The sequence below is a fragment of the Exiguobacterium sp. AB2 genome (genome assembly GCF_000696055.1).
Taxonomy (GTDB): Bacteria; Bacillota; Bacilli; order Exiguobacteriales; family Exiguobacteriaceae; genus Exiguobacterium; species Exiguobacterium alkaliphilum.
The window spans coordinates 1-11,780 of sequence record NZ_JNAA01000024.1 but is presented as its reverse complement, the minus strand read 5'-3'; the positions used below and the strand labels follow the sequence as shown (position 1 = coordinate 11,780).

Here is an 11,780-nt window from a genome sequence, read left to right as displayed (position 1 = left end):
GTGCGTGGATTGAAATTCGTGAACGGCGGGCTGAACAACATCGTGCCGGCATCGCACTCTTCGTGAGTGCGTGGATTGAAATACCTCACGCTTGATGTCGTGGATCGTGAGCCCGCATCGCACTCTTCGTGAGTGCGTGGATTGAAATTTTGACGCTTTGTCCGCCAACTGAGCCGTAGTTTATCGCACTCTTCGTGAGTGCGTGGATTGAAATCGCAACGTCGATAAGCAACACGATTTTACCTCAAAATCGCACTCTTCGTGAGTGCGTGGATTGAAATTTCGGCCGGCTGGCAACAGAACTTGAACGCGGTCATCGCACTCTTCGTGAGTGCGTGGATTGAAATGAGCGCAACACGGCGAACCTGTTGGTCCGTCCGAATCGCACTCTTCGTGAGTGCGTGGATTGAAATAGCAGCCCACGCAGTACAAGGAATCGATGACGTATCGCACTCTTCGTGAGTGCGTGGATTGAAATTTCGGTGGTGGCGGCAATAATTCGGCAGGCGGCATCGCACTCTTCGTGAGTGCGTGGATTGAAATTGAAAGCAGGTAAAGCGCTATTCACAGGACTCAAGGATCGCACTCTTCGTGAGTGCGTGGATTGAAATAGTGATGTACCACCGGCGTGGGAAACTTGTCATTATCGCACTCTTCGTGAGTGCGTGGATTGAAATGATTAATACCGTCTGCACGCCCGGTAAGTTTAAGAATCGCACTCTTCGTGAGTGCGTGGATTGAAATTTTCGTGGTAGCTGATACGCGTAACGGCGCATCCGATCGCACTCTTCGTGAGTGCGTGGATGAAATACGAATACAAAGTAACTTGCGACACACCACGTTACATCGCACTCTTCGTGAGTGCGTGGATTGAAATACCTCATACCCGAGCGCGTCTGCGAACGCGTCGAATCGCACTCTTCGTGAGTGCGTGGATTGAAATATATGTTTATGTGCCGCCGTGTGTGACACGTATAATCGCACTCTTCGTGAGTGCGTGGATTGAAATGCGGACACCGGAGAGGGCATACTTGACAAGCTCAAATCGCACTCTTCGTGAGTGCGTGGATTGAAATCGCGATGCATACGTCCTCTTCGAGCGTCTGGATCATCGCACTCTTCGTGAGTGCGTGGATTGAAATCCCATCCCCTCCCAGCTCGTCATAGCACGCCTGGATCGCACTCTTCGTGAGTGCGTGGATTGAAATAACTTTGTGCGTAAAGCAAACTCAGCGGCGACCGATCGCACTCTTCGTGAGTGCGTGGATTGAAATTCGTTGAGTGGGACAAGCTCGATGGCTTCGATGTATCGCACTCTTCGTGAGTGCGTGGATTGAAATTCTAAGTACGTCAGCGACTTCCATCGTCGTGACCATCGCACTCTTCGTGAGTGCGTGGATTGAAATGTCGGCGGTGAGGTTGACATCACCATCGATTATGATCGCACTCTTCGTGAGTGCGTGGATTGAAATATCTTCTCACGTCCGCTTTTGGCGCTCTCGCGTCATCGCACTCTTCGTGAGTGCGTGGATTGAAATGTTTTATCCTCTACCTTTTCCGTGAGCTCGGGAAAATCGCACTCTTCGTGAGTGCGTGGATTGAAATCAAAAATCGAACACTAAACAATGGTATCTGTTCGATCGCACTCTTCGTGAGTGCGTGGATTGAAATATCTGCTCGAATATCGACAGCTCAATTGTGTTGGTCGCACTCTTCGTGAGTGTGTGGATTGAAATGAGAACGCGAAGGACAACATCGACCGTATCGACATCGCACTCTACGTGAGTGCTTGGATTGAAATTTCCCCTCTATGCATTAGGCAACACCTCCTTGGCTATCGCACTCTACATGATTGAATGGATTGAGATATCAACAAAAAAGACTGCTTGTTATCGGCCTTGTATCATAGCTTTTGTAGGTGCGTGGATTGAAACGGAAATAAAAAAAGCCGCTCTGAACTTAGTATTCAGAACAGCTTTTCATCATTAATTTGCTTGTTTCAACTCTTCAGCGGTTTCCGCTTGAACGTTAAATTTCTTAACATCAACCCGCTTCACAAAGAACGCGAGAATGAGCGCCAAAATGTTCATCCCTAAAGCGACATAGAACGAGACTTGAATCCCTGACAGAAGGGCTTGTTGTGTCAACGCACCCATCGCACTTTCTGAGAGTGTCGTTGGGTCGACGCCGCTCATGAGCGATTCGGCTTCGGTCCGTGTCACTGAGTTCATGATCGTCACCAAAACCGCTGTTCCGATTGCACCGGATACTTGTTGAGCCGTGTTGTTGATGGCCGTTCCGTGCGGGTTAAGATGCGTCGGCAATTGATTGAGACCATTAGTCATGACGGGCATCATGACCATCGACATCCCGAACATGCGGAGCGTATATGTCATGACGATATACGTGTACGTCGAATCGAGTTGGACGTGAGCGAGCATATACGTCGAAACGGCTGTAATCGTGAGACCGATAATCGACAGCAACTTCGGTCCGAACTTATCGAACAGTTTCCCGGTGATTGGCGACATGATACCCATGATGATGGCCCCTGGGAGGAGCATGAGTCCGGAGTCGAGCGGCGAGATACCACGGACGCTTTGAACGTAGGCCGGTGTCAAAATCATTCCGGAGAACATGGCGACGGCGTTGACAATCGCAATAATCGATGCGAGTGCGAACATCGGGTATTTATACGCCCGTAGGTCGAGGAGCGGTTTCTCCATGTTGAGCTGACGGATGATGAACGCGATTAACGCAACGAATCCGACAAGCATCGTCGTCAAGACGATCGGGTTGTCCCAACCGTCGGAGCTCGCCGAACTGACCCCATACAAGACGCCACCAAAACCGATTGTCGATAAGACGAGTGACAAGTAGTCGAGCGATTGGTCTTTGTTTTGAACCATGACGTTCTCGGCTTTCCAAATCGCGAGGGCGAGACCGATGATGGCGAGTGGGAGAATCATTTCGAACAAGACGCGCCAGTTATAGTACTCGACGATGTAACCCGACAGTGTCGGACCAATCGCTGGCGCTGAAATCATGACGAGCCCGAAGACGCCCATCGCCGTCCCACGTTTTTCACGCGGGAAACTGACGAGCATGACGTTCATGAGGAGCGGCCCCATCGTCGAGGCGCCGACCGCTTGAATCATTCGTCCTGTGAGCAACCAGCCGAACGTCGGCGAGAAGGCGGCGATGGCCGTCCCGAGGGCGAAAATCGCCATCGAGGTGATGAAGAGCGCCCGGTTCGAAAAGCGGGTGATTAAGTAGGCCGAAGCAGGGACGAGGACGCCCGTCACGAGCATGAAGCCGGTCGCGAGCCATTGGACGGTCGAGTAGTCAGCGATTTCCAAGTCAATCATGATCGAGGGGAGCGCGACATTAAGTAATGAGTTGTTTAAGAAGGCGATGAACGCCCCTGCGAACAGGACCGCGAGCATAAGATATGGCGGTTTCTTTTGGAATTCTGGTTTCATACGAGTTGCTCCTTTATGTTCTGAATAGTTATATACTAGTAAGTGTCGATGTGATGATTTTATACCCGTTGTACAAATAAATCAACCATTTTGAACCGTTAGTTCAAAATGGTATACTTAAGCTACAAACTAAGCAGAACGGAGCTAGTAGGATATGAAAGATAAGAAACGAAAAGTAGCAGATATTGCGATGAATCTCTTCATTGAGAATGGCGTCCAACAGACTTCAGTGCAGGAAATTATTGAACGAGCTAATATCTCAAAAGGAACGTTTTATAATTATTTCGCCTCGAAGACAGACTGTGTCGCAAACATCCTTGAAAACTTGCGCTATGACGCGGGGCAACGCCGGATTGAAATGCAGATGGGCCGAGATAAACGTGACAAGGATGTCTTTATCGAACAAATCTCGATCCTCATCCAATTAAATGAAGAACGTAATCTTCATGCCCTGTTCGAGTCAATCATGTCCGCAAATGAACCGGAGTTAAAGAAACTCGTCTTACAGCATCGTGTGTATGAGATTGAATGGCTCGCAATGCGCTTGACCGAAATCATTGGGGAAGAGATTCGGCCTTACTCTGTCGAATTGACGGTACTTTTTAACGGGATGTTGCAGCACATCTTATTCACCCTCCGGATTACAAACACGGCCTACTCGATTCAAAAGCTCGTCCGAAACTTATACACCTATGTGGAGTTAATGGCAGCCCGTATGATTGAGACGAACGAACACATATTGAATCCGGTAACCGTCGATCAGATGCGCGGGACGACGGATAAAAATCTTGTCACGAAAGAAGAATTGATTGAGATGGCCGAACGAATCGGCGCTCACGTGAATATGACGGAGGAACAGGAGGACTTGTTTGAAGCGATTACTTACGAGCTGCATCAACCGCGTCTCCGGAAAATCGTTCTTGAGCAACTGTTGAAGCCGTTCCAACGTCTCTTTAAAGGTGTGACGGGCGAGACAGAAGTCCAAAAATTTACGAACCTCGTCTGGTTATATACGCGGACGCACTAGGCTAAAATTGTATAGATCTGAACCTACTTAAAACTATTTAAGTGGGTTTATTTTCGTTAATCAAATTTAGAAAAATGAAGAGTTGTCTGGGAAATATGGGTAAATATCTATAACGAATCACCCGGATTTAAATTTTAGAGAGGGGGCATTAGCGATGATAGAAATCGTACTGTCATTTGGCGGTTTCGGTTTGATGATAGGTGGGGCATTGTTCTGTTTCATTTCCATTTATCGTTATTTCATTAAAAAAGACGTTACCCCGTTTCCCATTATCCTTGGAGGCTCATTTATTCTAGTAGGAGTTTGGTTAGTTTTTCTTTTAGGAATTATTGAAAGAAATAATCAAGAACTTGTAACAGATTCAAATCAAGGAAGTGCTATCACTGTGCCAAATGAAGCATCTGAGCAAGAAGATACTGAAGTAGACGAAATCGAGAATGAATCAGTTAATGAAAAGGAAGAAGCCGATGCTACAAAAGCTTCTATTGAAGAGTTTATGCAGGAGGTAAAGGTTGGGGATCCAACATCAAGTTATAAAGACTACATGGAGGAACATGGATTAAAAACGTCTCGAGGATACAATGTTTACAATAGAAAAATTGATGAAGTTACAATTGAGAATAGAAATATAGTAATTGTATATAATAACAATTCAATCATCGAAGTAGAAACTGAAAAAAATATAAATCAACTTAAAGACGAACAAATTAAAAAATAATCAAGATGAGCTAACGACTACAATTAGTGGCTCAACTGACGCAGGCACAGACGCGATTTCACTTAAAGAAGGTTTTGCTGTAGTGGAGAGTACGTATGATGGTTCAGGTAACTTTGCAGTAGTACTTCAAGATGCGCAGGGAAATATGTTAGATTTACTCGTTAATGAAATCGGAAGTTACAAGGGAAAAAGTTTCATATGGATTAAAGAAACTGAAGATTATTATTTGAATATAAACGGTAATCAAGGTAATTGGGATATTAAAATTATGCAATACCGTCCTTTAGAGATTGAAACTTTACCTGGTATTTTAGAGGGGAATGGGGACGACGTAATCTTTTTTGAAATTAATCAAGGAAGCTATCAAATAGCATTTACGCATAATGGAGATTCGAATTTTGCCGTAACAGTAAATGCAATAGATTTATTAGTAAATGAAATTGGAAATTATGAAGGTTCTCAGCGATATTCTTTTGAAGATACTAGTGTATATGTTTTTGTTGTAAAAGCAGATGGAGATTGGACGATTACTGTTAAAGAATAAAGTAATAGAAGTCGAAGGTTTCAGTGTTTATGAGAGGAACACTAGCGACAAAAAATCACGACTTGCAGTAATATAGAAGAAAGACGGTATGAAAATTTATCGCAAAATATTCCACGAAAAAGAATTGATTCCTACAAATTCATGCGCTACAATCAAATTACCGAAAGCGCTTTCGGGAAGAGGAGACTGACATGGGTACGATTTATGATTTAGCGAAAAAAACAGGCTTCTCGATCACGACCGTCTCTAAAGCGTTAAATAACTATAAAGACGTGAGTGAGAAGACGAGGGCCAAGATTTTACAGGCTGCGGCTGAGATGGACTACTTACCGAACGCACACGCACAGTCGTTATCGACGAAGAAGTCGTGGGCCATCGGTGTCATGTTCTCAGAAGCGAACGAAGTCGGGATGAAACACCCGTTCTTCAACGGCATTATCGAAAGTTTTCGTCACGCGACAGAAGAGCAAGGCTACGATTTAATCTTCGCCTCGCGAAACCTGCGCAACCGTGACATGAGTTACTTGGAGCATTTCAAACATCGGGCCGTCGATGGCATCGTCGTTATCTGTTCGGACCGGATGGACGAACAAGTTCAAGAGCTCATGCAAAGCGATATCCCAATCGTCGTCGTCGATATGGACAGTGCGAACTGTAGCGTCGTCTATTCCGACAACATCGAAGGGGCTCGCCTCGCGGTGAATTACTTGCACGACCTCGGACACGTTCGAATTGCGCACATCGCTGGGGACCAGACGATTGATGCGGGAGCCGCTCGTGTGAAAGGGTATGAACTTGCCATGGAGGCGATCGGTCTTCCGATTGAACCCGGGTACTTGGTCAACGCCGGTTTCTTCTCGGTTGGAGAAGGCAAACAGGCGATGGAAAAGTTGCTCGACCTCGAGTCACGTCCGACCGCGGTATTCGTCGCCGGCGACCAGATGGCCATCGGTGCGATTGAAGCGATCCATGAACGAGGATTACGCGTGCCGGAAGACATTTCCGTCATCGGATACGACGATATCGAAATGGTTCAATACATTACGCCGAAGCTGACGACGATTCGCCAAGATACGGACGAAATCGGCGAAGCGGCAGCGGAACTGTTGATTGAACAAATGACCGCCAAGGAACGACGGACCGAGCGTCGCGTCATTCCGGTCAAATTGATGGAACGGGCGTCATGCGCGCCATTACAAGTGAAGAACTGACGATGATCTTTCGAAGTCGCTCTGTTCCCTTCAGCGGGATGGAGAGAAGAGAGCGATTTCGAAGCATCATTCACTAAAAATCGAAACCGCTTTCGATTATTTATTTCAACCAAACCGAAAGCGCTTTCGACAATTATTTACTTCTTCTTGCAAACGCTTTCTAAAAACCTTAAAAAGGATGGGACTTACACATGCATAAAAAATTAGTCAGCTTACTTTCAATCGGTGCACTTTCAGTCGGCGTCTTGGGCGCATGCTCAAACGACGAAGGAACTTCAGGTTCTACTTCAGGTTCGAAAGACGACGTCCTCAAAGTTTGGTCTTTCACAGATGAGTTGAAAGAACCAATCAAAACATACGAAGAGCGTAACGGTGTCAAAGTTGAATTGACAATCGTGCCAATCGCCGACTATCCGACAAAATTGAAGCCAGCACTCGAGAGCGGCGTCGGAGCACCTGACGTATTCACAGGTGAAATCGCCTTCCTCAAGCAATGGGTAGACGCAGGCTATTGGGAAAACCTCTCGGACGAGCCATACAACGTCAACGAAATCGCTGACGACTACATCCCATACGTCTTCGACCTCGGGAAAGACTCAGAAGGCAATGTGCGCGCCCTTTCATGGCAAACGACACCAGGTGGCGTCTACTACAAACGTAGCTTAGCGAAAGAAGTGCTCGGCACGGACGATCCGGCTGAAATCGGAAACATGATGAGCTCGATGGATGGCGTCTTCGAAGTCGCTGAGAAGATGAAAGAAAAAGGCTACAAAATGTTCCCAGACGAAGGCGCGATCCGTTGGTTCTCACAAGGCGCGAACCCAGAAGCATGGGTAAACGAAAACAACGAACTCGTGTTGACAGAAGACAAGATCAACTACATGGACTACGCGAAAGAGCTTCGTGACAAGCAGTACACGGCACTCGCTCCTGAATGGTCACCATCTTGGTTCGAAGGTATGTCGAAACCAATCAAAGTGAAAGAAGGCGGCACAGAGACAGAAACACAAGTCTTCTCATACGTCCTTCCGACATGGGGCCTTCACAGCGTCTTGAAAGACAGCGCGAAAGACACAGCCGGCGACTGGGCAGTTACAAACGGCCCAAGCCCGTACTTCTGGGGCGGCACATGGCTCGGTGTGTACGAAGGATCGAAAAACAAAGAAGCCGCTTACGACTTCGTCAAACTCATGACACAAGACGAAGAGTTCTTGACGGACTGGGCTGAAGAGACAGGCGACGTTCTTGCCTTCAAACCAGTAACAGACAAAATCAAAGACGACTTCAGCGATGAGTTCCTCGGCGGACAGAACAACTACGAGTTCTTCCTTGGCCAAGCGGATGAAATCACACCAGGTATCGTCACGAAGTACGACCAACAGCTCGACACGCTTTACGGCGCTTCGGTTCTCCAATACGTGGAAGGCAAGAAGACGAAAGAAGAAGCGATTGCCGAATTCAAGAAACAAGCGAAAAACGCTTACCCAGATATCCAAGTTGACTGAAGCCAGCTAATCCTTGGGGGGACGACCCTCCCCCCTAAGGGTTGCTATGGAAGGAGTAACACGACGTGAAAAAACTAGACCGCTATGGCTATGCCTTTATTGCCCCGTTTTGGGTCGTCTTTTTGACATTCAGTATCTACCCGGTCTTCTTGACCCTATATTACAGTTTCACCAACTATACCGGCAGCCCAGGAGAAGAAATCGTCGGCTTCGCGAACTACGCGCGCTTGTTGACGGATACGTTCTTCATCGAGGCGTTCGTCAATACAATCAAGATTTGGGGAGTAAACTTCACCTTACAGATCGGTCTTGCACTGGCTCTCGCGCTCTTGTTCTCCGACCTTCGTTTGAAGCTGAAAGGACTCGCATTCTTCCGCTCGTTCTTTTATCTGCCTAACTTGATCACGATCAGTTCGGTCGCGCTCTTATTCGGAATCTTGCTCGACTGGCAGCACGGTTCACTCAACATGATTCTTCTCAAAATCGGAATCATCTCAGACCCAATCAACTGGCTATCGCAACCGGTGACGGCACAACTGTCCGTCTCGCTCATCTTGACATGGATGTGGTTCGGTCACTCGTTCATCATCGTCATGGCCGGCGTATCGGGTATCTCAAAAGACTTCTTCGAAGCCGCCCATATCGATGGCGCGAACCGTTGGCAAATGTTCACGTATGTCACGTTACCATTACTCAAACCGATTCTCTTGTACATCATGATCACGTCGCTCATCGGCGGCCTTCAATTGTTCGATCTTCCGCTCCTCTTGACGGACGGAATCGGTGCACCGGACGGCTCGCTTAACACGATGGTCCTTTACCTGTACAACCAAGCGTTCAAGTATAACAACTATGGCTATGCGGCAGCGGTCGCTTACGGCTTGTTCTTGATCACGCTCGTCTTCTCGGCGGTCGTCTTCAAAGGCATGTTCCGTAAAGAGCGCGCTGCGCAAAAGGGGGCATAAGCAATGGAACAGAATGCAGAATCACGGCGTATGCTCGCCGACAGCGAAGTACAGCCGCCGCGTGAAGAGAAACCGCTTCGCGTGGAGCCACCGAAACAAAAGCAAAAGAAAAAAATCTTTAGCCGCGGTGTCATTTACACCGGACTGATCGTCTTGACCATCATCTGTTTCATCCCGTTCCTCATGATGCTCGTCAATGCGACGCGCACGAACGGGGAGATCATGTCTGGTTTCTCGCTTCTTCCGGGAACCGCGCTCCTCGATAACTACGCGATCTTGAGCGACTACATTAACATTTGGACCGGCTTTAAGAACAGCTTGATTATCGCGGTGCTCGTCACGTTGCTCTCCGGTTACTTCTCGGCGATGACCGCGTTCGGCTTCGCATTCTATGACTTCAAAGGCAAAAACGCGATGTTCATCTTCATGCTCGTCATGATGATGGTCCCAGGGCAGCTCGGGTTGATCGGCTTCTACGAGATTTCGAAGACGCTTGGGATTCTCGACTCGTTCATCCCGCTCATCATCCCATCGATTGCGAGTCCGTTCGTCGTCTTCTTCATCCGCCAGTACACGCAGGCGACGCTTCACGTCAGTATGATTGAAGCGGCCCGGATTGACGGCGCGAGTGAGCTTCGCATCTTCCATACGATCGCACTCCCGATGATGATGCCGGCTGTCGCCACGATGTCGATCTTCACGTTCATCGGCTCATGGAACAACTACTTGATGCCGCTCGTACTCTTGTTCTCACCAGAGAAGTACACGCTCCCGGTCCTCATGGGCTTCTTGAAAGGTTCACAAGTCGCCGAGAACCTCGGTGCCTTGTATCTCGGTATCGCCATCTCGGTCGTGCCGATTATGATCGCCTTCTTGTTCATGTCGAAGTATATCGTCAGCAGTATCTCGGCTGGCGCGGTCAAAGAATAATAGAGAAAAGAGGAAAACACTATGCAATTTAACAAAGACTTCGTCTTCGGAACGGCGACATCTTCGTATCAAATCGAAGGTGCGCACAACGAAGACGGGCGGACCCCGTCGATTTGGGACATGTTTTGTGACATCGACGGCCGCGTGTTCGAGAAGCATAACGGGGATGTCGCCTGCGACCATTACCACCGCTTCGAAGAAGACATCCAGCACATTAAACAGCTCGGTGTCGACACGTACCGCTTCTCGATCGCTTGGCCGCGCATCTTCCCAGCGAAAGGTGAGTTCAACCCGGCTGGGATGGCGTTCTACAAGACGCTCGCGACACGTCTCCGCGAAGAAGGCATCAAACCGGCCGTCACGCTCTACCATTGGGACCTCCCGATGTGGGCGCATGAAGAAGGCGGCTGGGTGCACCGCGACTCGGTCGATTGGTTCCTCGACTACGCCAAAGTGTGTTTCGATGAGCTTGATGATGTTGTCGACTCATGGATCACGCATAACGAACCATGGTGTGCCGGCTTTCTCGGTTACCATCTCGGCGTCCACGCGCCGGGTCATCGTGACTTGAACGAAGCGGTCCGTGCCGTACACCATATGCTTCTCTCGCATGGGAAAGCGGTCGAATTGTTGAAACAAGACTTGAAGTCGACGACACCGATTGGGATCACGCTCAACTTGTCGCCGGTCTATGCGAAAACAGACTCGGTGAACGACCGCCTCGCACAGAACAACTCGGACGGGTACTCGAATCGCTGGTTCCTCGACCCAGTATTCAAAGGTCAGTATCCGGTCGATATGATGAACTTGTTCGCGAAGTACGTGCATACGTACGATTTCATCAAACCAGGTGACATGGAAACGATCTCGACGGAATGCGACTTCTTCGGAATCAACTTCTATAGTCGCGGACTCGTCGAGTTCAGTGCGGCGAACGATTTCATGACAGTGGCTGCGTACTCCGATTACGAGAAGACGGGCATGGGCTGGGATATCGCCCCGAACGAATTCAAAGACCTGATCCGTCGCTTACGTAACGAGTACACAGACCTTCCAATCATCATCACAGAGAACGGCGCGGCGTATGACGACGTGCTCGAGAACGGCGAAGTCCATGACGTGAAACGCATCGACTACGTCCAAAAGCACCTCACTGCCGTGTCTGACTTGAACGACGAAGGCATGAACATCGCCGGGTACTATCTCTGGTCGCTCATGGACAACTTCGAATGGAGCTTCGGTTACGAGAAGCGCTTCGGCATCCTCTATATCGACTTCGAGACGCAAGACCGTGTGTGGAAAGACAGCGCGAAATGGTACGCCGGCGTCATCGCCGACCATAAAGCGAAACACGCAGACAGCGTCGAAGCATAAGACGAACCCATCCCTGCCGCTACA

Annotated in this window: 9 protein-coding genes and 1 CRISPR repeat array; of the genes, 8 read left to right on the top strand and 1 reads right to left on the bottom strand. The window is 48.5% G+C overall.

What is annotated here, in order from left to right; translation table 11 throughout:
• Nucleotides 1-50: 50 nt before the first annotated feature.
• Nucleotides 51-1,868: a CRISPR direct-repeat array (repeat unit 32 nt; unit sequence ATCGCACTCTTCGTGAGTGCGTGGATTGAAAT).
• A 117-nt stretch (nucleotides 1,869-1,985) separates the two neighbouring features.
• A complete protein-coding gene (locus DI14_RS03870; RefSeq protein ID WP_034805422.1) occupies nucleotides 1,986-3,482 on the bottom strand; it encodes a DHA2 family efflux MFS transporter permease subunit in 1,497 nt (498 codons plus the stop codon).
• Between the two features lie 190 nt (nucleotides 3,483-3,672).
• Here DI14_RS03870 and DI14_RS03865 point away from each other — a divergent pair, with 190 nt between their 5' ends.
• The 8 genes from DI14_RS03865 (at nucleotide 3,673) to DI14_RS03830 (ending at nucleotide 11,756) form a co-directional block, all read left to right on the top strand.
• Nucleotides 3,673-4,509, top strand: a complete 837-nt coding sequence (locus tag DI14_RS03865; protein WP_235193386.1) for a TetR/AcrR family transcriptional regulator — start codon at nucleotides 3,673-3,675, stop codon at nucleotides 4,507-4,509.
• Nucleotides 4,510-4,663: 154 nt separating this feature from the next.
• The gene (locus tag DI14_RS03860) at nucleotides 4,664-5,227 is read left to right on the top strand and encodes a hypothetical protein (RefSeq protein WP_034805418.1); all 564 of its coding nucleotides are present in this window, start codon (nucleotides 4,664-4,666) and stop codon (nucleotides 5,225-5,227) included.
• Nucleotides 5,228-5,309: 82 nt separating this feature from the next.
• Nucleotides 5,310-5,771 carry a hypothetical protein gene (locus DI14_RS03855; protein WP_051622533.1) on the top strand — a complete coding sequence of 154 codons (462 nt, stop codon included), beginning with the start codon at nucleotides 5,310-5,312 and terminating at the stop codon, nucleotides 5,769-5,771.
• Nucleotides 5,772-5,962: 191 nt separating this feature from the next.
• Nucleotides 5,963-6,982, top strand: coding sequence for a LacI family DNA-binding transcriptional regulator (locus DI14_RS03850; RefSeq protein WP_034805417.1), 1,020 nt, complete (start codon nucleotides 5,963-5,965; stop codon nucleotides 6,980-6,982).
• 191 nt (nucleotides 6,983-7,173) lie between these two features.
• Nucleotides 7,174-8,487 carry an ABC transporter substrate-binding protein gene (locus DI14_RS03845; protein WP_034805415.1) on the top strand — a complete coding sequence of 438 codons (1,314 nt, stop codon included), beginning with the start codon at nucleotides 7,174-7,176 and terminating at the stop codon, nucleotides 8,485-8,487.
• 65 nt (nucleotides 8,488-8,552) lie between these two features.
• A complete protein-coding gene (locus DI14_RS03840) occupies nucleotides 8,553-9,452 on the top strand; it encodes a carbohydrate ABC transporter permease (protein ID WP_034805414.1) in 900 nt (299 codons plus the stop codon).
• Nucleotides 9,453-9,455: 3 nt separating this feature from the next.
• Nucleotides 9,456-10,382, top strand: coding sequence for a carbohydrate ABC transporter permease (locus tag DI14_RS03835; RefSeq protein WP_200871098.1), 927 nt, complete (start codon nucleotides 9,456-9,458; stop codon nucleotides 10,380-10,382).
• Between the two features lie 21 nt (nucleotides 10,383-10,403).
• Nucleotides 10,404-11,756 (top strand): GH1 family beta-glucosidase, encoded by a 1,353-nt coding sequence (locus DI14_RS03830; protein ID WP_034805412.1) that lies wholly within the window; start codon nucleotides 10,404-10,406, stop codon nucleotides 11,754-11,756.
• Nucleotides 11,757-11,780: the final 24 nt, after the last annotated feature.